The 20,668-nt window shown below is 69.0% G+C and carries 20 protein-coding genes and 1 tRNA gene; 2 read left to right on the top strand and 19 right to left on the bottom strand.

Annotation, left to right across the window (positions count from 1 at the left end):
* The first annotated feature begins 17 nt into the window (after positions 1-17).
* Positions 18-848: a tyrosine-type recombinase/integrase gene (locus QN350_RS14795; RefSeq protein WP_323516864.1), complete on the top strand. Its 831-nt coding sequence runs from the start codon at positions 18-20 to the stop codon at positions 846-848.
* Here the strand turns inward: QN350_RS14795 and QN350_RS14790 are convergent.
* The 19 genes from QN350_RS14790 to QN350_RS14700 all read right to left on the bottom strand — a co-directional run bounded on the left by QN350_RS14790 (position 845) and on the right by QN350_RS14700 (position 19,218).
* On the bottom strand, positions 845-1,105 hold the full coding sequence (locus tag QN350_RS14790; RefSeq protein ID WP_323503504.1) for a hypothetical protein: 261 nt from the start codon (positions 1,103-1,105) through the stop codon (positions 845-847). The genes QN350_RS14795 and QN350_RS14790 overlap by 4 nt on opposite strands.
* A gap of 396 nt (positions 1,106-1,501) precedes the next feature.
* Positions 1,502-1,575 (bottom strand) — tRNA-Pro (locus tag QN350_RS14785).
* A 113-nt stretch (positions 1,576-1,688) separates the two neighbouring features.
* Entirely contained in the window at positions 1,689-3,260 is a 1,572-nt protein-coding gene (locus QN350_RS14780; RefSeq protein ID WP_322139460.1) for a hypothetical protein, read from the bottom strand.
* Positions 3,261-3,560: 300 nt separating this feature from the next.
* On the bottom strand, positions 3,561-5,072 hold the full coding sequence (gene der, locus QN350_RS14775; protein WP_322139459.1) for a ribosome biogenesis GTPase Der: 1,512 nt from the start codon (positions 5,070-5,072) through the stop codon (positions 3,561-3,563).
* Positions 5,065-5,757 carry a (d)CMP kinase gene (gene cmk / locus QN350_RS14770; protein WP_322139458.1) on the bottom strand — a complete coding sequence of 231 codons (693 nt, stop codon included), beginning with the start codon at positions 5,755-5,757 and terminating at the stop codon, positions 5,065-5,067. Before cmk ends, der begins: the two co-directional genes overlap by 8 nt.
* Positions 5,758-5,760: 3 nt before the next feature.
* The gene (locus QN350_RS14765; protein WP_322139457.1) at positions 5,761-6,843 is read right to left on the bottom strand and encodes a prephenate dehydrogenase; all 1,083 of its coding nucleotides are present in this window, start codon (positions 6,841-6,843) and stop codon (positions 5,761-5,763) included.
* Between the two features lie 32 nt (positions 6,844-6,875).
* Positions 6,876-7,664: a pseudouridine synthase gene (locus tag QN350_RS14760; protein ID WP_134450161.1), complete on the bottom strand. Its 789-nt coding sequence runs from the start codon at positions 7,662-7,664 to the stop codon at positions 6,876-6,878.
* The gene (scpB, locus tag QN350_RS14755; protein ID WP_322139456.1) at positions 7,661-8,320 is read right to left on the bottom strand and encodes an SMC-Scp complex subunit ScpB; all 660 of its coding nucleotides are present in this window, start codon (positions 8,318-8,320) and stop codon (positions 7,661-7,663) included. The genes QN350_RS14760 and scpB overlap by 4 nt, the downstream gene beginning before the upstream one ends.
* The gene (locus QN350_RS14750; protein ID WP_322139455.1) at positions 8,310-9,134 is read right to left on the bottom strand and encodes a ScpA family protein; all 825 of its coding nucleotides are present in this window, start codon (positions 9,132-9,134) and stop codon (positions 8,310-8,312) included. Before QN350_RS14750 ends, scpB begins: the two co-directional genes overlap by 11 nt.
* On the bottom strand, positions 9,118-10,035 hold the full coding sequence (locus tag QN350_RS14745) for a ParA family protein (protein ID WP_322140404.1): 918 nt from the start codon (positions 10,033-10,035) through the stop codon (positions 9,118-9,120). Before QN350_RS14745 ends, QN350_RS14750 begins: the two co-directional genes overlap by 17 nt.
* Before the next feature lie 115 nt (positions 10,036-10,150).
* Positions 10,151-11,056 carry a site-specific tyrosine recombinase XerD gene (xerD, locus tag QN350_RS14740; RefSeq protein ID WP_322139454.1) on the bottom strand — a complete coding sequence of 302 codons (906 nt, stop codon included), beginning with the start codon at positions 11,054-11,056 and terminating at the stop codon, positions 10,151-10,153.
* Positions 11,053-11,691 carry an NUDIX hydrolase gene (locus tag QN350_RS14735; protein ID WP_322139453.1) on the bottom strand — a complete coding sequence of 213 codons (639 nt, stop codon included), beginning with the start codon at positions 11,689-11,691 and terminating at the stop codon, positions 11,053-11,055. The genes xerD and QN350_RS14735 overlap by 4 nt, the downstream gene beginning before the upstream one ends.
* A 3-nt stretch (positions 11,692-11,694) precedes the next feature.
* Positions 11,695-13,455, bottom strand: coding sequence for a CTP synthase (locus QN350_RS14730; RefSeq protein WP_322139452.1), 1,761 nt, complete (start codon positions 13,453-13,455; stop codon positions 11,695-11,697).
* Entirely contained in the window at positions 13,452-15,164 is a 1,713-nt protein-coding gene (recN, locus tag QN350_RS14725; RefSeq protein WP_323516852.1) for a DNA repair protein RecN, read from the bottom strand. The genes QN350_RS14730 and recN overlap by 4 nt, the downstream gene beginning before the upstream one ends.
* Before the next feature lie 78 nt (positions 15,165-15,242).
* Entirely contained in the window at positions 15,243-16,163 is a 921-nt protein-coding gene (locus QN350_RS14720; protein WP_322139450.1) for an NAD kinase, read from the bottom strand.
* Between the two features lie 4 nt (positions 16,164-16,167).
* Positions 16,168-17,043: a TlyA family RNA methyltransferase gene (locus QN350_RS14715; protein ID WP_322139449.1), complete on the bottom strand. Its 876-nt coding sequence runs from the start codon at positions 17,041-17,043 to the stop codon at positions 16,168-16,170.
* Complete coding sequence (locus tag QN350_RS14710; RefSeq protein WP_281536212.1) at positions 17,027-17,215, bottom strand: hypothetical protein; 189 nt, start codon at positions 17,213-17,215, stop codon at positions 17,027-17,029. Before QN350_RS14710 ends, QN350_RS14715 begins: the two co-directional genes overlap by 17 nt.
* Positions 17,216-17,225: 10 nt before the next feature.
* Positions 17,226-18,239: an HAD-IIA family hydrolase gene (locus QN350_RS14705; protein ID WP_416173029.1), complete on the bottom strand. Its 1,014-nt coding sequence runs from the start codon at positions 18,237-18,239 to the stop codon at positions 17,226-17,228.
* A complete protein-coding gene (locus QN350_RS14700) occupies positions 18,232-19,218 on the bottom strand; it encodes a hypothetical protein (protein ID WP_322139447.1) in 987 nt (328 codons plus the stop codon). The genes QN350_RS14705 and QN350_RS14700 overlap by 8 nt, the downstream gene beginning before the upstream one ends.
* Between QN350_RS14700 and QN350_RS14695 the strand changes: the two genes are divergently transcribed.
* Complete coding sequence (locus QN350_RS14695; RefSeq protein WP_322139446.1) at positions 19,165-20,469, top strand: hypothetical protein; 1,305 nt, start codon at positions 19,165-19,167, stop codon at positions 20,467-20,469. The two genes, QN350_RS14700 and QN350_RS14695, sit on opposite strands and share 54 nt — an antisense overlap.
* Positions 20,470-20,668 lie beyond the last annotated feature (199 nt).

Here is a 20,668-nt window from a genome sequence, read left to right as displayed (position 1 = left end):
TTTGATCACCTTCCATAATGGTTGGTGGCCCTATTTTCAGTTGGCGTTTCTGGCCCTGTTTTCGGTCGGCGTTAACACAAGTCCGCGCATGCCAAACTCTGGACGTCTCTGTCCGTCCGCAGTTCGCAGTGACTTATTCTCCTCGTGCATTGCTTCTTTCGTTATCACCGGTCAAACCATCTCCCGATCTTGTAACGCGCCAACTAATACGGTTTGTCAGAGCCCGCCGCTGCCCCCGCGAAACCATTACTCCCGAGACTATCGAACCCCCTTCGAACGGCGCTCTTGCACAATGCACCACTTCAGGGGCCATCTCACTCAGATGCAAATTCTCCTGGCTAGCGAGTATCAGAACGCCCTATCGATACCGGTGCGGCGCCACCTGGTCTCAGGGTGCAACTCGCTACCTCGGCACCCCGAAATCAGGCAAGGCGCGCACGGTGTCCCTGCCCGGGTTCCTGGTCGCCGAACTGCGGCCACCGGTCGACGGCCAGCCGCCTGACGCATTCGTCTTCCGTGCAGCCCGAGGGGGCGACATCCACGAGTCGAACTGGCGAGGCCGGGTCTGGGCCAAAGCCGTCACCTTGGCTGGACTGGCTTCCAAGAAGCCGACCCCGCACGATCTCCGCCACGCAGCCGCGTCGATGACGATCGCGAGCGGGGCCGATGTGAAGGTCGTCCAGCTGCAGCTCGGCCACGCACGCGCCACGGAGACTCTCGACGTGTACGCGCACCTATGGCCCGATCGCCTCGATGTGGTGTCGGACGCTGTGGAACTCGCTCGTGCCGCCGCCTTACGCGCTTCAGAACCTCCTACTGACCAGGGCCAGGCGCGAGCAAAAACTTAGGTGCCCAACGACTGATCTTCAGTCCCATCCGCGGCTCCCTTTTGCTGGTCCGCAGCAATCTTCTTCACGTAGTTCTTGATCAGCCATCGCACGCGAAACCAGAAGCAGAAGTACAACCCAGCCAAAATGAACGAGGCAATGACCAGTGGATCGCCCACCGCGCGAGGTAACGACATGCCAAGAATGAACGTGGCGACCGCGCCCACAAGCAAGCCGAAGCGGATCACAACCAAGATGACGACCGGATTACCTTTCACCCAACGACTCCCGTCAACAATGCGATCACTTCGTGTGCCCGTGCGTCTTCATTGACGACGACCTGGCAGTCCGTTTGCTTCCTGCCCATCATTCCGTACAGTGCGTTCTGCGTGGTGTCACGCTTTGCATGCCACGCGCCGGAAGACGCCGCCACTTCACGGCATATCTACGAAGTCGCTGGCAGCGACCTCGCTGCTTTTGGATGTCGTCCTTCGCCATACTCACAACCACTCGACAATCGTCGATGATCCAGTCAACATCGCGGCTTCTCAAATAACTTCAGATTCTTCAGCTCGCAGGGTGAAGGAGGCCAGTCATCATGACTAGATCATGACTGCGGGGGAAATGACAAAGCCCCGGACCACGCTACTTCCGCGTGATTCCGGGGCAAAATGTCGGGCTGACAGGATTTGAACCTGCGACCCCCTGACCCCCAGTCAGGTGCGCTACCAAGCTGCGCTACAGCCCGTCACCCTCCGCCAACACACTTCGAGAAGCGCGTTCTGCAGGAGACAACTTAGAAAGCTTACCGCCTCCGGCGACCTCTTGTGTGCACACCGGATGCCCGGCGACGCCCGTCCCTCAGCGCGGCGTCCACCGGGGCGAGCGACCGCTCCCGCCAGCGGACCGTCCGGCCCCGAACTCGCGGCGCAGCTGCCGCCAGATTCGGGGCAAGAGAACGGCATCACCGAGGAGCGGGCGGCGGTGCTGCACGATGACCGAACCGAAACCCAGCGCCGCGGGGCCGAAGCTGAGGCGCTCCGGGAAATTCGCGAGAGTCCAGCCGCGCACGCCCAGGCCCACCGCGGAGACCGAGCCGGGTACGGGAAGTGAGTCAGGCCCCGACCCGACGCGTGCCGGCAAGGCGATGCCGCGGGGCGCATCCGCTCCGGCGGGCACGCCCGCCACTCCCGCCACTCCCCCGGGCTGACCGGCACGGAAATCGCCGAGGGCGCTTGCCCGGATGAGCGCGGTCGACCCGACCCAAAAGGAGGCCCCATACCGGGAAGCGCTGTGGTGCAGGAGGCCGCGGAGCCCCGGGAAGAAACGCCCGGTGCGCGGGCCGCCCTGCGGGAACGACGGGGTCTGGAAGACGGCGACGCCGCTGTGGTCCGGTTCGTCGAGGAAGTAGATCGACCGCAGGCAGTAGTCACTGAGGAGCTGTGCATCCGGCCCGAGGGTGAGCAGGTAGTCCGTCTCGGCGATATCTCCGACGCTGGCGGCCTCGATCTGGTCCACGTAGCCGGCGAGGCTGCCGTCGAAGATCTCCAGTTCGGCGGAGAACGTCCAGGCGAGGCGGCGCTGGAGGCGCAGCATCCGCTCGGCGGTCTGCGGGATGTGCTCGGAGATGGCGCGGTCGAGGTCCTCGGCGATGCGGGCGAAGGCGGTGGCAGGGCCGCCCAGGGTGTGTGTGACGAAGACGGCGCTCGACCGGTCCGTGACGGCCTCTGCGAGGCGCTGCCGGGCCAGCCAGGCGACAGCCCAGCGATAGTCGGCGGCGAGGGCGTCAATGAGATCCTCGGTCACCTCGGGCTGGTCGGACAGGTCGTGGTGACCGGCGAGTTCGAGCTCGAGCACGAACAGCGCATCTTCGAACCGGGCGCGCGGTTCGGCCAGGGCATCGGTGAGCCGGCGCACGATCTGGAGGGCCTCGGCCTGAGCGCTCGGCTCTGCGCGGGCGTCGAGAAGGAGAACGACCCGGAGGGTGGGGTATTCCTGCAGGGCGGCAGACCAGAGGGAGGCCCGCAGGGCGTGCGACCCCGTGCGGGCGCCGGCGCCGTCGCCGGCGGCGACGAGCACGGTCAGGGCGCCCTGGCGGGCGGTGAAATGCCGTTCCAGTACCCTTCGCGGAACCCGCACGTGCTCGCTCAGCCGGATCAGGGCGCCCTGGCGTGCGGCGAGGTAGCAGAGGAGTGCGATCGCCCCCACGGTCCAACCGACCAGGGACAGCGCGCGGTCGAGGACCGGCCAGGGGGCGCCGTCGAAGCCCGTCTGCCGGAGGAGCACGACGACGAGCAGGGCAGCCCAGCCGACCACCACAGCGAAGATGGCGGCGCGACCACAGACGATCTTGGGCGCGCTTCGGCCCGATGCCCGGATGTCGGGCGGTGCGGCACGTTTTCGGGTCAGCGAAGCAGGGAACTTCGTATGCATGGAGAATCCTCGGGTAAGGCTTGAATGACGAAATCCCCGATTCGGGCGGGGATCCGGCACGTATGGCGGGTGACGAAATCCCCGATTCGGGCGGGGATCTGACACCTGTGGCGCCGCTGGAGCGCTAGCCCGAATGTAGAGGAGAGCGCCGGTGCGCGACAGTCCCCGGTTCGGGGCGGCGGCGCATCCGTACACGGCCCTCGACCCGGCACCAACGCCACAGGCCTTTAAACGACGGATGCGCCGCCTCCCCGCAGGGGGAAGGCGACGCATTCGTCTGGTCGAGCGTGGAACGACTGCTTAGCGCTTGCGCTTCTCGCGGACGCGCATGCTGATGTTGATCGGGCTGCCCTCGAAGCCGTAGACCTCGCGGAGGCGACGCTGGATGAAGCGACGGTAGCCCGGGTCGAGGAACCCGGTGGTGAAGATGACGAAGGTCGGCGGGCGGCTCGAGGCCTGGGTGCCGAACAGGATGCGCGGCTGCTTGCCGCTGCGCACGGGGTGCGGGTGCTCGGCGGCGAGCTCGGCGAGGAAGGCGTTGAACTTGCCGGTGGCGACGCGGGTGTCCCACGACTCGAGGGCGACCTCGAGGGCGGGGACGAGCTTCTCCATGTGGCGGCCGGTCTTCGCCGAGATGTTCACGCGGGGGGCCCACGCCACGTGGGCGAGGTCGAGCTCGATCTCGCGCTCGAGGTAGCGGCGACGGTCGTCGTCGATCTGGTCCCACTTGTTGAAGGCGAGCACGAGGGCGCGGCCGGATTCGAGGACGAGGTCGATGACGCGCACGTCCTGCTCGGAGATGACCTCGGTCACGTCGATGAGCACGACGGCGACCTCGGCCTTTTCGAGCGCGGCGCTCGTGCGGAGCGAGGCGTAGAAGTCGGCACCCTGGGAGAGGTGCACGCGACGGCGGATGCCGGCGGTGTCGACGAAGCGCCAGACCTTGCCGCCGAGCTCGACCTGCTCGTCGACCGGGTCACGGGTGGTGCCGGCGAGCTCGTTGACGACAACGCGCTCTTCGCCGACGACCTTGTTCAGGAGGCTGGACTTGCCGACGTTCGGGCGGCCGAGGATGGCGACGCGGCGGGGGCCGCCGACTTCCTGCTTGGCGACGGCGGAGATCTCGGGAAGCTTCTCGAGAATGGCGTCGAGCAGGTCGGCGACGCCGCGGCCGTGCAGGGCCGAGACGGGCCACGGCTGGCCGAGGCCGAGCGACCAGAGGTTCGCGGATTCGGGTTCCTGGCGCACGTCGTCGACCTTGTTGGCGACGAGGAACACCGGCTTTCCCGCCTTGCGGAGCAGGCGCACGACGGCTTCATCGGTCGATGTCGGGCCCACGTTGGAGTCGACGACGAACATGACGACGTCGCACAGCTCGATGGCGAGTTCGGCCTGCATGGCGACGGAGGCGTCGATGCCCTTGGCGTCGGGCTCCCAGCCGCCGGTGTCAACGATGCTGAACTTGCGTTCGTGCCATTCGCCCTTGTAGGTGACGCGGTCGCGGGTGACGCCGGGGGTGTTCTCCACGACGGCCTCACGGCGACCGAGGATGCGGTTGACGAGCGCCGACTTGCCGACGTTCGGGCGGCCGACGATGGCGATGACCGGCAGGGCCGGGAGGTAGGTGATCGCGTCGGGGTCATCCGTCACCGAGTCGAGGACGTCGAAGTCCTCGTCGTCGAGGTCGTAGTCGTTGAGCCCGGTGCGGAGGGCGGCGGCGCGCTGTGTCGCCAGGTCGTCGTCGATGTCGTCCAGTCTTGCCCCGAGGTCGGGGTCGAGATCGGGAAGGTTTTCGTCGTATTCGTTAGTCATGCGAGGTCCTCGCGGTACGTGTGTTGATGACCTCGATGACCGCGCCAATGGTCTGTTCGAAGTCGAGATGGGTGGAGTCGACGGTGTTCACACCGTCTGCGGCGCTCATGAATTCGACGACCTGTGAGTCGGCGCGATCCCTCGATCGCAACTGATCTGCCACGGTTTGAGCCGATTGAGTCGATATTTCCGCAGAGCGCCTAGCCATTCTAGCTTGTTCGGATGCCGTGAGCAGGATCCGGACCTCCGCCTCCGGTGCGACGACGGTCGTGATGTCCCGTCCTTCGACCACGATTCCGGGCCGGTCGACGCCCGCTGCGATGCTGCGAAACAGCGCGGTGAGGTGGGCGCGCACGGCGGGGATGCGGGCGACGGCGCTCACGATCGCCGAAACGGCGGGCTCCCGGATGGCCTCGGTGACGTCGTCCGCACCCACACTCACGGCCGGGTCGTCGGGGTCTGTGCCGATCGCGTAGTCGAAGGCGGGCAGGGCGGCGATGACGGCATCCGTGTCTGCGGAGTCGATGGCGCGGTCCCGTACGTACCAGGCGAGGGCCCGGTAGGCGGCGCCGGTGTCGAGGTAGCCGTAGCCGAGGCGGCGGGCGACGGCGCGGCTGACGCTCGACTTGCCGCTGCCGGCCGGGCCGTCGATGGCGACGACGAGCGGATGCGTGGAATCAGTCATGTGCTAGCCGGCAATCCGCCAGCCGCGTGCGGCCAGCTCTTCGGTGAGGCGGGTGACGGCCTCAGGGAGCACGGAGATCTCGGCGAGGCCGAGTTCCGCGCCGGGTGAGTGCTCGAGCCGGAGGTCTTCGACGTTGACGCCGAGGGCGCCGATCTCGTTGAGGAGCCGGGCGATCTGGCCGGGCGTGTCGTCGACCATCACGGTCAGGGAGACGAAGCGGCGGTCGTGGCCGTGCTTGCCGGGCAGCCGGGAGACGCCGGCGTTGCCGCCGGCGAGTTCCTCGGCGACGCGGCGGCGGGCGCCGGGGGCCGCCGGGTCGCCGAGGGCGGTGATGAAGCGGTCGAGGTCGTCGCGGTAGGCGGTGAGGATCTCACGCACCGGGGCCGCGTTCGCGCCGAGGATCTGCACCCAGAGTTCGGGGTCGCTCGCGGCGACGCGGGTCACGTCGCGGAGGCCCTGGCCGGCGAGGTTGAGGGACGCGGCTGGCGCGTCCGTGAGACGCCGGGCCATCAGGGTCGAGACGACCTGGGGCACGTGGGAGACGAGGGCGACGCCGCGGTCGTGGTCCTCCGGGCTCATCTCCACGAGGGTCGCGCCGAGGTCGAGGATGAGGTCGTCGATCGCGGTGGCCTGCTGGTAGCTGATGCCCTCGTGGGCGGCGACGACCCAGGGCCGGCCGAGGAAGAGGTCGGCGCGTCCGGCGAGGGGTCCCCCGCGTTCGCGGCCGGCAAGCGGGTGCGAGCCGATGTAGCGGGAGATATCGGCGCCGCGCGCGCGCAGTTCGGCGAGGGGGGCGAGCTTGACGCTCGCGACATCCGTCACGATAGCGTCGGGGAAGGCTTCGAGTTCGCGGGCGACGATCTCGGCGGTCACGTCCGGCGGCACGCACACGACGATGAGCTGAGGCCGGTCGCCGGTCAGGGCGGCCCGGCCGGCGCCGTAGTCGATCGCGATGCTGAGGTTCGTCGGAGAGGCGTCGGCGAGGATGACCTCGATGCCGCGCGCGCGGAGGCCGAGGCCGATGCTCGTGCCGAGCAGCCCGGTGCCGACGACGCGCACGGGCCCGATCAGGCGACTTTCGACCACGGGTGTCTCCTGACTTCGTGCGTGTTGTGCCTCTAGTATTCGGTGTCCGCCCGCGAAATCGTGAGCAGCTGACCGAGTTCAACCTTAGTCAAGTCGCGCAGGTCACCGGCCCGCAGGGTGCCGAGGTGGAGGGGTCCGAACTGGCGGCGCACGAGGTCGACGACGGGGTGGCCGACGGCCTCCATCATGCGGCGCACGATGCGGTTGCGCCCGGAGTGCAGGGTGAGTTCGACGAGGCTGAAGCCGTCGCCGGGAGGGCTCGTCAGGATGCGAGCCTTGTCGGCGTTGATCGGGCCGTCGTCGAGCTCGATGCCCGTCTGCAGCAGCTGGATGGTCTGCGCGGTGACCCGGCCTTCGACCTTGGCGATGTAGGTCTTCATCACGCCGAAGGAGGGGTGCGCGAGGATGTGGGCGAGATCGCCGTCGTTGGTCAGGATGAGCAGGCCGCTCGTCATGGCGTCGAGGCGGCCGACGTTGAAGAGGCGCTCCTCGAACTGCTCGGTGAATTCGCGCAGGTCGGGGCGGCCGCTCTCGTCCTGCATCGAGGAGACGACGCCGACGGGCTTGTTGAGCATCACGTAGCGGCGGCTGGTGTCGAGCTGGATGGCGACGTTGTCGACCATGATCTGGTCGTGGTCGGGGTGGATGCGGCGCCCGAGTTCGGTGACGACCTTGCCGTTCACGCGCACCCGGCCCGCGGCGATGAGGTCTTCGGAGACCCGGCGGGAGGCGACCCCGGCCGAGGCCATCACTTTCTGCAGGCGCACGCCGTCTGCGGCGGCTTCCGGGTTGGTGGGCGTGCCCTGGGGGTCGATCGTCATGGTGAATCCTCAAATCCATTTGCGCCGTCTGAGAGCAGGGGCGATAAGAAGGGCAACTCGTCGAGCGAGTTGATTCCCAGCTGTGTGAGCAGCAAGTCCGTGGTGCCGTAGTTGATCGCACCGGTCTCACTATCGGTGAAGACCTCGGTGATCAGGCCGCGCCCCACGAGGGTGCGTACGACCGAGTCCACGTTAACGGCCCTGATTGAGGCTACCGCCCCGCGGCTGATCGGTTGCTTATATGCGATCACGGCGAGGGTCTCGAGGGCGGCCTGGGACAGTTTGCTCGGGTTCTGGGTGAGTACGAAGTCGGCGACGGCGGCGTCGTGTTCCGGGCGCACGTAGATGCGCCATCCGCCGGCGACCTCGCGCAGCTCGAAGCCGCGGCGCACGGTGCCGGCCTGGCCATCGAAGTCGGCGACGAGCCGGGCGATCGCGCGGCGCACGTCGCTCAGCGGCCGGCGGAGCGCGCTCCCGAGGTGCAGCAGGCTCTGCGGCTCGTCGGCGACCATCAGGATCGCCTCGAGGGAGCGGTCGAGGGCTGCGGCCTCTGCGGCGAGTGCGCTGCCGGGTGCGCCGGCTGCGGGCGTGCGGGCCGTCCGGGTCGTGCCGGGCGTGCCGGTCGCGCCGGGCCCGGCCAGGGTGTCAGTTGTCATAGTCCGCTCCGAGGTTCGCGAGGGTGTCGTCCGACCAGGCGTCGTCCGGGGACGCCGCGGCACTCCAGTGCAGGCTCAGGTCGCCGAGGGGTTCGAGCTGGTCGAAGGAGAGGAAGCCGCGCCGGTAGAGCTCGAGCACGGCGAGGAACCGGGCGATGATCACGCCGGTCAGTTCCACGTCGGCGATGAGCTCACGGAAGGTGAGGGTGTCGCCCGAGCGCAGCATCCCGACGAGCCAGGCAGCCTGCTCACGAATGCTGACCAGCGGCGCGTGGAGGTGGTCCAATCCCACGGTGGGTACCTCCCGCGGGGTGAGCGCCACCCGGGCGAGCGCGGCGAAGTCGGCGAGGGAGAGCGTCCAGACGAGCTCAGGGGTCTGCTGCCGGAACTTGTCTTCGAGGCGCACGGACCTCACGTGGCGGGCGGATTCGACCTCGATCCGGCCGAGGAACCAGGCGGAGGCGGTCTTGAACGCGCGGTACTGCAGCAGGCGGGCGAAGAGCAGGTCCCTGGCCTCGAGCAGGGCGGCATCTTCGGCGTCGACGAGTTCGCCCTGGGGCAGGAGCCCGGCAACCTTGAGGTCGAGCAGGGTCGCGGCGACGACGAGGAATTCGCTCGCCTGGTCGAGTTCTTCGGCCTGGTCGAGCCCCTTGAGGTGCGCGATGAACTCGTCGGTGACCCGGCTGAGCGACACCTCGGTGATGTCGAGTTCGTGCTTGCCGATCAGGGAGAGCAGCAGGTCGAACGGGCCCTCGAAGTTGCCCAGGGCGACCGAGAATGTCCGCGAAGGGACGGTGTCAGGCGACAGCGCCACGCTGGATCAGTTCCCGCGCCGCCTGGCGGTAGGCCTTGGCCGCCGCGTGTTCCGGCGCGAACTCAGTGATCGGCACCCCGGCAACGCTCGCGTCCGGGAACTTGACGGTGCGGCCGATGACGGTTTCGAGCACACTGTCGCCGAAGGCGTCGACGACGCGCTCGAGGACCTCGCGCGAGTGCAGTGTGCGCGAGTCGAACATGGTCGCGAGGATGCCGTCGAGTTCGATCGCAGGATTGAGCCGGTCGCGCACCTTGTCGATGGTCTCGATCAGGAGGGCGACGCCGCGCAGGGCGAAGAATTCGCACTCGAGCGGGATGAGCACGCCGTGGCTTGCGGTCAGGGCGTTGACGGTGAGGATGCCGAGCGAGGGCTGGCAGTCGATCAGGATGACGTCGTAGTCTGCGGACACCTTGCGGAGCACCCGGGACAGGATCTGCTCGCGGGCGACCTCGTTGACGAGGTGCACCTCCGCGGCGGAGAGGTCGATGTTCGCGGGCATGATGTCGAGGTTCTCGACAGCGGTCTTCTGGATGACCTCGGCCGGGGTGTACTTGTTACCCAGCAGCAGGTCGTAGACCGTCGGCAGGTCGTGCGTGGGGATGCCGAGTCCCGCGGACAGAGCGCCCTGGGGGTCGAAGTCGATTGCGAGCACGCGGCGGCCGTAGCCGGCGAGTGCGGCACCCAGGTTGATGGTCGTCGTCGTCTTGCCGACGCCGCCCTTCTGGTTGCAGAGCGAGATGATGCGCGCGGGGCCGTGGCTATTCAGCGCCGCGGGTTCGTCGAATTCGTGTTTCGGCCGTCCGGTCGCACCGACGACCACGTCCTCGAATCCGGGGAGTAGTGTCCGGTCAGCTTTTTCGCGCTTCACTCCGGTGTCCTCGTTCCGTCCTGCACCCATCACTGTGTCGAGTGTAGCGAGCCGATCGGCACCCTTCCGCAAGGATCGCCGGGAAGCCGCGGTTCCGCATCCGCCGGGTGAAGCGGATGCCCCGCATCCAGAGTATTCAGAAGGCTCAACGGGCGCGCGGGTGTGCGGTCGTGTACATGTCGCGGAGGGTGTCCGCCGTGACGAGGGTGTACAGCTGGGTCGTCGCGACGGAGGAGTGGCCGAGGAGTTCCTGCACGACGCGCACGTCGGCGCCGCCGGCCAGGAGGTGCGTCGCGAAGGAGTGCCGGAGCGTGTGCGGCGAGACGTGGCCCTCGAGGCCGGCCCGCTCGGCGGCGGCCCGGATCAGCAGCCAGGCGTTCTGCCGGCCGAGACGCCGGCCGCGCAGGCCGAGGAAGAGCGCCGGGGTCGCGGGGCCGCGGGCGGAGAGCAGGGGCCTCCCCCGCACCAGGTAGGCCTCAACGGCCGCACGGGCGAAGCTGCCGACCGGAACCAGGCGTTGCTTGTCGCCCTTGCCGGTGAGCCGCACGACGTCGAGGTCGAGCACGTCGTCGACATTGAGGTCGACGGCCTCGGAGATGCGCGCCCCGGTCGCGTAGAGCAGTTCGAGGAGCGCCTTGTCGCGCAGCTGGTGCACCTCTTCGCCGTCGGTCGCCGCGAGCAGCAGGGTCACCTGTTCGATGCTGATCGCCTTGGGCAGCCGGGTCGCGAGCTTCGGCGGTTTCACGTCGTGGGCGACGTCCGCGCCGACGAGGGATTCCTCGAGCAGGAACCTGTGCAGCCCGCGCACGGTCGACAGCATCCGGGCGATCGACGCCGCCGTGAGCGGCGACTCGGCGCGGGTCGCGAGGTGCCGCACGAACGCGGAGACGTGCAACGCGGTGACCTGCCCGGGTTCGGTGAGGCGCTCGGCCTCGAGCCAGCCGGCGTAGACCACGAGGTCGCGCCGATAGGCGGCGACGGTGTTCGCGCTGAGCCCGCGCTCGATCGCCACGTGCCGCAGGAACGCTTCGACCGCCGCCGCGACGGTCATCGGCCGGTGTGGGTCCAATTGTTCGGGTGCCGCGGCCAGGGCAGGTCGGCGGCGCCGAGGCTGCTCCAGTTGCGTTCCTTCGCGGCGAACGCGGCCAGCACCGAGATCACGAGCGCGGGGTTCTGCACGCGGCGGGCGAGCACGGCGTCGAGGCAGTCGGCGAAGGGGACCCAACGGATCTCCATGTCGGCTTCCTCTTCGGTGCGGTTGAAGACCTCGGGCGCGGCGGTGAGGCCGCGGGCGAGGTACACCCGCAGGGCCTCGTTGCTGCCGCCCGGCGAGGTGTAGAACTCGCTCAGCACGTTCCACTCGGCGGCGACGTGGTCGGTTTCCTCGGCCAGTTCGCGCTTGGCCGCCTCGACCGGATGCTCATTGGCCTCGTCGAGGAGGCCGGCGGGCAGTTCCCACTCGCGCATGCCGACGGGGTGCCGGTACTGCTTGATCAGCAGCACCCGGTCGTCGTCGTCGAGGGCGAAGATGGCGACGGCGCCGGTGTGGTCGACGTAGTCCCGCACGATGTCGGAGTCGCCGTAGCGGAAGGTGTCCTTGCGGATGTCCCAGACGTGGCCGGTGAAGACCACGTCCGACTCGGAGACCACCGCGGAGGCGGCCTCGTCCTCGAGGAGCTCAGCCACGCTTCAGGCCTCGACGCCGACGACGGCAGCAATGTCGACGGTGTCGTCGCCGGTGTCGTTGCCTTCGTTGACCTCGAACAGGCGGCTGGCCTGCTGGCGGTCGAGTGCGGCGCCGATCAGGCCGCGGAAGAGCGGATGCGCATGGCTCGGGCGCGAGCGGAGCTCCGGGTGCGCCTGGGTGCCGACGTAGAACGGGTGCTCGGCACGCGGCAGCTCGACGTATTCGACCAGGTGGCCGTCGGGAGAGGTTCCGGAGAACCACATGCCGGCATCCGCGATCTGTTCGCGGAATGCGTTGTTGACCTCGTAGCGGTGACGGTGGCGTTCGGAGGCCGCGGGGGCCCCGTAGAGCTCGGCGACGAGAGAGCCCGCGGCGAGGTCGGCCGGGTACAGGCCGAGGCGCATGGTGCCGCCGAGGTCGCCGCCTGCGATGATCTCGACCTGCTCTTCCATGGTCGCGATCACGGGGAACTCGGTGTCCGGGTCGAACTCGGAGGAGGACGCCCCGGTGAGGCCGGCCTTGTTGCGGGCGTATTCGATGACCATGCACTGCAGGCCAAGGCAGAGGCCGAGCACGGGGATGCCGTTCTCGCGGGCGAAGCGGAGAGCGCCGAGCTTGCCCTCGATGCCGCGCACGCCGAACCCGCCGGGGACGCAGATGCCGTCGAGGTCGCCGAGCAGGCGGGTGGCGCCTTCCTCGGTCTCGCACTCGTCGGAGGCGATCCAGCGGACGTGGACCTTGGTCTTGTGGGCGAAGCCGCCGGCGCGGAGGGCCTCGGTGACGGAGAGGTACGCGTCGGGCAGGTCGATGTACTTGCCGACGAGGCCGATCGTGACCTCGTGCTTGGGCTCGCGCACGGCGTCGAGCACCTTCTGCCAGCCGGTCCAGTCGACGCTCGTGACGGGCAGGCCGAGGTGGTCGGTGATGTACTTGTCGAGGCCCTGCTCGTGCAACACGGCGGGGATCTCGTAGATGCTGGGCACGTCGACGCAGTTGACCACGGCGTCTTCGTCGACGTCGCACATGAGCGCGATCTTGCGCTTGTTCGCATCGGAGACAGGGCGGTCGCTGCGCAGCACGAGCGCGTCGGGCTGGATACCGATCGAGCGGAGCGCGGCGACGGAGTGCTGGGTGGGCTTGGTCTTCTGCTCGCCGGCCGCACCGAGGAAGGGCACGAGGGAGACGTGCACGAAGAACACGTTCTGGCGACCGAGTTCGTGGCGCACCTGGCGGGCGGCCTCGAGGAACGGCTGGGACTCGATGTCGCCGACGGTGCCGCCGATCTCGGAGATGATCACGTCGGGGCGCAGCGTGTCGTCGGCCTGGAGGCGCATCCGGCGCTTGATCTCGTCGGTGATGTGCGGGATGACCTGCACGGTGTCGCCGAGGTACTCGCCGCGGCGTTCCTTGGCGATGACCTGCGAGTAGACCTGGCCTGTGGTGACGTTCGCGGCCTGGTTGAGGTTGATGTCGAGGAAGCGTTCGTAGTGGCCGATGTCGAGATCGGTCTCCGCGCCGTCGTCCGTGACGAAGACCTCACCGTGCTGGAACGGGTTCATCGTTCCCGGGTCCACGTTGAGGTAGGGGTCGAGCTTCTGCATGACGACGCGTAAGCCGCTGGCCGTCAGGAGATTGCCGAGGCTTGCCGCCGTCAGGCCCTTGCCTAATGAAGAAACGACACCACCAGTCACAAAGATGTGCTTGGTTGTGCCGTCTGAATTGTCCGCGTTTCTATTTTCCACCACGGGCTTCGACTCTATCATCGGATCTTCGTGGATCCGCCAGCACTCGCGAGGTTCATCAGTTCGCGGGCGTGTTCGAGCCCGCTCACGGAGTCGGGCAAGCCGGAGAGCAGCCGGGCCATTTCGGCGGCGCGATCGTCGCCGGTCAGCTGGCGCACACTCGACTCGGTGACCGAGCCGTCGCTGTCCTTGACGACGCTCAGGTGGTTGCCCGCGAAGGCCGCGACCTGGGCGAGGTGGGTCACCACGATGACCTGGGCGGTCTCGGCAAGCCGGGCGAGCCGTCGGCCGATCTCGATCGCGGCCGCGCCGCCCATTCCGGCGTCGACCTCGTCGAACACGAAGGTCGCCACCGGGTCTGTCGCGTTGATCACGACTTCGATGGCGAGCATCACCCGGGACAGTTCGCCGCCGGAGGCGCCCCGGGCGAGGGTGCGCGGTTCGGCGCCCGCGTGCGGGCGCAACAGGATGCCGACCTGGTCGCGGCCGTGAGCGGTGAGCTCTCCCCCGCTGTCGACCTCCACGACGAGGGCGGCGTCGGGCATCGCGAGCGCACTGAGTTCATCGGTGACGGCGGTGCCGAGGGCTGCGGCCGCCGTGGTGCGGATGCCGGTGAGCCGGTCCGCGAGCGCCGCGACCACGAGCAGCTCCGCTTCGGTGTCGGCGCGGAGCTGCTCGATCCGGTCGGTGTCCCCGTCGAGTTCGAGCAGGCGGGCGCTGCCGGTGTCGAGGAAGGCGATCGCCTCGTCGAGGCCGCCGGCGTACTTGCGGGCGAGGCCGGTCAGCACGGCCCGGCGCTCCTGCACGATCTCAAGCTCCCGGGCACCGTCGGCGTCGAGGCCGGCGAGGTAGCTCGAGAGCTGAGCGGCGACATCCGCCACGAGGAAGCCCGCGTTCGCGAGGCTCTGGGCGAGCTCGGACAGGGCGGGGTCGTGGTCGCCGGCGCGCTCGAGTTGCCGGCGGGCGGCGTCGAGCAGGGTGACGGCGTCCGGCAGCCCGTCGGGGTTCTCTTCCGCGGAGAGGAGTTCGCGGGACTGGGCCGCGGCGACCCGGAGTTCCTCGAGGTTTCCGAGGCGTTCGGCGCGGGCGGCGAGCTCGTCGTCTTCGCCGGGCTGCGGGGCGATCGCCTCGATCTCGTCGATGGCGGCGCGGAGGTCGGCGGCCTCGCTCGTGCGCTCGTCCTGTTCGGTGACGAGGCGGGCGAGTTCGGCGCGGTCGTCCTGCCAGCGGTGGTAGTGCGTCTCGAAGTCGGCGAGCACCGGGCCGAGTTCGGGGCCGGCGAAGCGGTCGAGGGCGGCGCGCTGGGCGCCGGCGGAACGGAGCCGGACCTGGTCGGACTGTCCGTGCACGACGACGAGGTCGCCGCCGAGGTCGCCGAGCACGCTCGCGGGAGCGCTGCGGCCGCCGACGATGGCGCGACTGCGGCCCTCCGCCGAGACCGAACGGCTGAGGATGAGCTCCGGACCGTCGAGGTCGCCCCCGGCGTCGCGGACGCGGCCGGCGACGGTGCCATCGGCGTCGACCTGCCAGCGGCCCTCGACCCAGGTCTGTTGCGCGCCGTGGCGCACGAGGCCGGGGTCTGCGCGGGCGCCGAGCAGCAACCCGAGCGCGGTGACGACCATGGTCTTGCCCGCGCCGGTCTCGCCGGTGACGGCGGTGAAGCCGGGACCGAGCGGGAGGGTGGCCTCCTTGATCACGCCGAGGTCGCGGATGACGAGTTCCTCGATCACGAGCGGGCCTCCCCCGCGACGGGCCTCGTCACCTGCGATGCGGTCATACGAACTTCACGGGTCTCGCTCACGCGGCGCTCACTCACGTCCGACCGGTCCGCGCCAGCCCGTGACGGGCAGGTTGAACTTGTTCACCAGGCGGTCGGTGAACGGGCCGCTGTGCAGGCGGGCGAGGCGCACCGGCACCGGGGAGCGGCGCACAATCACGCGGGATCCGGCGGGCAGGTCGTGCACCCGGCGGCCGTCGGCGCAGAGCACGGCGGCCCCGCCGTAGTGCGCGAGCACCTCGACGGCGAGCGACGAGTCAGGCCCGACGACGAGCGGGCGGGAGAAGAGCGCGTGGGCGCTGAGCGGCACGAGCAGGAGCGCGTCGAGGCTCGGCCAGACGATCGGGCCGCCCGCCGAGAAGGCGTACGCGGTCGATCCGGTCGGGGTGGACATCACGATGCCGTCGCAGCCGAAGGAGGATAGCGGCCGGCCGTCGACCTCGACGACGACTTCGAGCATCCGCTCGCGGCTCGCCTTTTCGACCGTGGCCTCGTTGAGCGCCCAGGTCTCGTAGATGACCTCGTCGCCGAGTTTGACCCGGACGGCGAGGGCCATGCGTTCTTCGACGAGGTAGTCGCGGAGCAGGGCGCGGCGCACGGCTTCGCCGAGGTCGTCGCGTTCGCTCTCGGCGAGGAAGCCGACGTGACCGAGGTTGATGCCGAGCAGGGGCGCCGAGCAGCCGCGCACGACCTCGGCGGCGCGCAGGATGGTGCCGTCCCCGCCGAGGACGATGACGAGCTCGAGCTCCGTCGCCTGCACGGTCTCGCCGAGGATGGCGAGTCGGCCGTCGAGCTCGGGGCAGTAGGCGAGGATATCGGTGAGTTCGGTCGGTGCGAGCACGGGGGTCGCGTCGGCGGCGAGGAGCTGTTGGCAGACGGTCACGGCAGCCTGGAGCGAGTCCTTTCGCCCGGTGTGCGCGACGACAAGGATGTGCCGGGGTGATGCAGTCATCTCGTCACGCTCCTACCAGTGCCGTTGTGCGGTCGATCCATTCTGTCGGATTGCTGCCCACGCGGGCGCTCATCCAGCACAGATACTCGTGATTGCCCGCAGCTCCCACGATCGGCGATGCGATCAGGCCGTTTGTGCGGAGGCCGAGGTCCCAGCCCGCCCAGAGCACGCCGGCGATCGCGTCGGCGCGCAGGGCCGGCCGGTGCACGACACCCTCGCGGATGCTTTCCTTGCCGACCTCGAACTGCGGCTTGATCAGCAGCACGAAATCGGCGCCTTCCGCTGCTGTTGCCACGAGGGCCGGCAGCACGGTCGGGAGGGAGATGAAGGACAGGTCGCCGACGACGAGGTCGGGGCGGGTGGCGACGCCGGATGCCGCGGCGAGCGTTTCCGGGGTCGCGTAGCGCAGGTTGAACCCTTCGACGACCGCGAGGCGGGGTTCGTGGGCGAGCTCGGGGGCGAGCTGGCCGTGACCGACGTCGACGGCGAGCACCTGCCCGGCGCCGCGTTCGAGGAGCACCTGGCTGAAGCCGCCCGTCGAGGCGCCGGCGTCGAGCACGGTGCGACCCGCGACGGGAATCTCGAAGGCGTCGAGCGCGGCGATGAGTTTATGGGCGCCACGGCTGACGTAGTGGTCGGTCGGTGCCACTGCGAGCACCTGGTCGGCGCTCACCTTGGTGGACGCCTTGACGACGGGGTGGCCGTCGACGGTCACGAGGCCTCCGGCGATCACCTGGGCCGCTACCGTGCGCGAACGCACGAGCCCACGGTCGGCGAGGGCCGTGTCGAGGCGCTGGTCAGGCGAACGCTCGGAAACAGCCTCAGCCTCGGACGCGGAGTCCGCCCCGGCGTCCGCGTTCGACTCAGGGCCGGAGTTCACTGTCGCCGCCCTCGAGGTGCGTCCGCAGCTCGTCGTGCAGCTGCGCGTAGGCCGCCGCGCGGTCTTCGAGGGGGAGGTCGCCGATGTCTCCGAGCCGGGACAGGAGTTCGTCCGCGATGGCCACATTGTCGGGGCTGCCGCCCTGGGGGATGTCCGCTGGGTTCTGCTGCACCCTCTCCACGTTACCGTCTGAGATACAGTCGCTCCGGAACATTCAGCCCATAGATCGGCCGGCCGGACGCCCAGATCACGGCGCACGCGGCACGGAGCAGGTTGATCCCGCCATCGCCCTCTGCGACGATCTCGACGTCGGCGCCGCTGATGCGCACGCTCGCGCCGGCGACGGTCGCGGTGGCGCGGTCCTTGGAGAACACGGTCTCCGGGTAGGGCTCGTGCAGCTGGCGCAGGTCGTCGAGGATGTAGCGGGGGCGCTCGTTCTCGGCGGCGGCGAGGGCCTGCTTGGCCTTGTCGATGCCGGTGAGCACGAGCACCGCGGGAATGCCGGCCCGGTTTGCGCCGAGGATGTCGGTGTCGAGCCGGTCGCCGATGAAGAGCGCGTTTTTCGCCTGGAAGCGGCTCATGGCCTCGTCGAAGATCGCGACCTCGGGCTTGCCGGCCACGATCGGGAGCCGACCGACCGCACTGTGCACGGCGGCGACGAGGGTGCCGTTGCCGGGCGCGATGCCGCGGGCGACGGGGATCGTCCAGTCGGTGTTCGTCGCGACCCAGGGGATCTCGACGCCGTCTTCGTTCGGATGCAGGGCAAAGGCGGCTTCGGCGAGGTCCTTCCAGCCGAGTTCGGGCGTGAAGCCCTGGATCACGGCTGCGGGGTGGTCGTCGGCCGAGCGGGTGATCTCGAATCCACCCTTCTCGACCTCCTTCACGAGGCCGGCTCCTCCGATGACGAGGATGCGCGCGCCGGCGGGCACCTCCTGGGCGAGCAGCCGGACGGCGGCCTGCGGAGAGGTCACGATGTCCTCGGCGCGGGCGTGCAGCCCGAGCTCGGTGAGGTGGTCGGCGACGGTCTGGTCGGTGCGGGAGGCGTTGTTGGTGAGGTAGCCGACCCGCACGGTCTCCGCGGCCGTGTTCAGGCTTTCGATCGCGAACGGGATCGCGTGCGGTCCCTGGTACACGACGCCGTCGAGGTCAGCGAGCACCACGTCGACGCCGGTGAGCGGCGTCGCCGTGTCACTCATGCGTCGGCGCCTGAGCATCGGACTCCTCGTCGGTTCCCCTCGCCGGGTCCACTCCGGAGTCCGTCAGCACCACATCAATAACCTCGTCGGCGACCTCGATCTCGTCGACCTCGTCAGAATCATCGTCGTCGTCAGACTCGTCGGGCTCAGAAGTGGGCTCACCGGCGGACTCGTCACCGTCTTCGTCTTCGTCGTCGGAGTCATCGGAGTCATCGGAGTCATCAACGTCGAAGTACTCGTCGTCATCGTCCTCTTCGTCGATCTCGAGGATCTCGATGGTCTCGTCGATGTCGGCAGCGGATGCCTGCGCGGCGTCGGCACGGTCGGCGCGTTCGTTCCACTGCGCGGCCTCGTCGACACGGCCGAGTTCTTCGAGCACCTCGGCGTAGGCGGAGAACAGCTCGGCACTGTAGGAGAACGCGGTCTTCGGGTCGAGCTGCGGGATGTCGAGCTCGGCCAGTGCGGCTTCGGTTTCGCCGAGGTCGAGACGGGCACCAGACATCGCGATCGCGAGGGCGACCTGGACGCCGGCGGGCAGGGTCGAGCGGTCGACGGAACGGCCCAGCTCGAGGGCGCGGTCGGGGCGACCGACGCCGCGTTCGCTGTCGACCATGAGCGGCAGCTGCGAGTTGGACCCGGAGATACGGCGGTAGGTGCGCAGTTCGCGCAGCGCCAGGGCGAAGTCGCCCGTGGCGTACGCGGTGATCGCGAGGCTCTCCCGTACGACCGCGATGCGGCCGGCCCGGCGGGCGGCGCTCATCACGTGCCGGTGGGCAAGCTCGGGGTCCTCGTCGATGACGCGGGCCGCCATGGCGAGGTGGGCGCCGACGGCCTCGGCGTTGTCCTTGGTCAGGGTCTTGAGTTCGTTCCGCGCGAGACGGTCGAGGTCGGCCGACGAGATGTCGTCGGGGAGCTCGGGGTCGTCGTGGCGCGGGCGCACCGAACGCAGCTCGCGCTGCATCCGCTGCTCTTCGGTCATTTCCTCTTCGACGGCGCGGGCGTCACGGTCGCCGCGGGCGGGGGCGCCGTCGCGGGTCCAGAGCTTCTTGCCGGCGTCACCGCGCGGTGCTCCGGCGCGGGTCGCCGAACCGCCGCGCTGGGTCGCGTTAGCCCACGGCTTGCGGTCGCCGCCGGACTGCGGACGCTCGGTGCGCGGTGCGTCCTTGGACCACGGCTTGCGCTCACCGGTCTGGGGACGGTCGGAGTTGCCGCGGTACGCGGGACGGTCGCCGTCGCGCTGCGGACGGTCGGTGCGGGGCGCGTCCTTCGACCACGGCTTGCGCTCACCGGTCTGGGGACGATCAGAGTTGCCACGGTACGGGGCACGCTCGCCGGACTGCGGACGATCAGAGTTGCCACGGTACGGGGCACGCTCGCCGGACTGCGGACGATCGGAATTGCCGCGATAGGGAGGACGCTCACCGTCACGCTGCGGACGCTCGGAATTACCGCGGTAGGGAGGACGCTCACCGTCACGCTGCGGACGCTCGGAATTACCGCGGTACGGAGGACGCTCACCGTCACGCTGGGGACGATCGGAGTTGCCACGGTACGGGGCACGCTCGCCCGACTGCGGACGATCGGAATTACCACGGTAAGGAGCGCGGTCGCCCTGGGGACGCTCGGAGTTACCGCGGTACGGAGCACGCTCCCCCGACTGCGGACGATCGGAATTACCACGGTACGGAGCACGCTCGCCCTGAGGACGATCGGAATTGCCGCGATAGGGAGGACGCTCACCGTCACGCTGCGGACGCTCGGAATTGCCACGGTACGGGGCTCGCTCGCCACTCTGCGGGCGCTCGTTGTTGCCGCGGTACGGGGGACGATCGCCGTCGCGCTGAGGACGATCGCTGTTGGCACGGTACTGGGGACGATCGCCCTGCGGGCGCTCACTGTTCCCGCGGTACGGCGCACGCTCGCCGCTCTGCGGGCGGTCGGTGTTGCCACGATAAGCGGGACGGTCACCATACTGGGGGCGGTCGCCCTGGGGACGGTCATTGTTCCCGCGGTACGGTGCACGCTCGCTACCCTGCGAACGGTCATTGGTACCTCGGTAAGGGGGACGCTCGCCGTCACGCTGAGGGCGGTCGGAGTTGCCCTTATAAGGAGGACGCTCACCGTCGCGCTGGGGACGATCGGAGCGGCCCTGATAGCCGCCGGCGCCGTTATTGCCGCGAGCCCCGGGCGGGCGTCCGCCGTCGCGTGCGTCATTACCGTTAGTTCCTAAAGGGCTCACTGTGTCTCCTGTGTAATTGGTTGCCTCGAAGGCAGACTCGTCAAGCCTACGGCTTAACGCAAAATGGCCACCTGTTAGGTGGCCATTTTGTGTACTTCTGGTGTTTCTAAGTTAAGTCCGGCGGTGTCCTACTCTCCCACAGGGTCCCCCCTGCAGTACCATCGGCGCTGAGAGTCTTAGCTTCCGGGTT

The sequence above is a fragment of the Cryobacterium sp. 10I5 genome (assembly GCF_035019865.1).
Classification (GTDB): domain Bacteria; phylum Actinomycetota; class Actinomycetes; order Actinomycetales; family Microbacteriaceae; genus Cryobacterium; species Cryobacterium breve_A.
This window is presented reverse-complemented; position numbering and strand designations above follow the sequence as displayed.

Excerpts from the sequence above, each read along its gene's own strand:
- QN350_RS14795 (WP_323516864.1), top strand. The coding sequence starts at position 18 with ATGGTTGGTGGCCCTATTTTCAGTTGGCGTTTCTGGCCCTGTTTTCGG.
- QN350_RS14780 (WP_322139460.1), bottom strand. The coding sequence starts at position 3,260 with ATGCATACGAAGTTCCCTGCTTCGCTGACCCGAAAACGTGCCGCACCG.
- der (WP_322139459.1), bottom strand. The coding sequence starts at position 5,072 with ATGACTAACGAATACGACGAAAACCTTCCCGATCTCGACCCCGACCTC.
- cmk (WP_322139458.1), bottom strand. The coding sequence starts at position 5,757 with ATGACTGATTCCACGCATCCGCTCGTCGTCGCCATCGACGGCCCGGCC.
- QN350_RS14760 (WP_134450161.1), bottom strand. The coding sequence starts at position 7,664 with ATGACGATCGACCCCCAGGGCACGCCCACCAACCCGGAAGCCGCCGCA.
- scpB (WP_322139456.1), bottom strand. The coding sequence starts at position 8,320 with ATGACAACTGACACCCTGGCCGGGCCCGGCGCGACCGGCACGCCCGGC.
- QN350_RS14745 (WP_322140404.1), bottom strand. The coding sequence starts at position 10,035 with ATGGGTGCAGGACGGAACGAGGACACCGGAGTGAAGCGCGAAAAAGCT.
- xerD (WP_322139454.1), bottom strand. The coding sequence starts at position 11,056 with ATGACCGTCGCGGCGGCGGTCGAAGCGTTCCTGCGGCACGTGGCGATC.
- QN350_RS14730 (WP_322139452.1), bottom strand. The coding sequence starts at position 13,455 with ATGATAGAGTCGAAGCCCGTGGTGGAAAATAGAAACGCGGACAATTCA.
- QN350_RS14720 (WP_322139450.1), bottom strand. The coding sequence starts at position 16,163 with ATGACTGCATCACCCCGGCACATCCTTGTCGTCGCGCACACCGGGCGA.
- QN350_RS14705 (WP_416173029.1), bottom strand. The coding sequence starts at position 18,239 with ATGAGTGACACGGCGACGCCGCTCACCGGCGTCGACGTGGTGCTCGCT.
- QN350_RS14700 (WP_322139447.1), bottom strand. The coding sequence starts at position 19,218 with ATGACCGAAGAGCAGCGGATGCAGCGCGAGCTGCGTTCGGTGCGCCCG.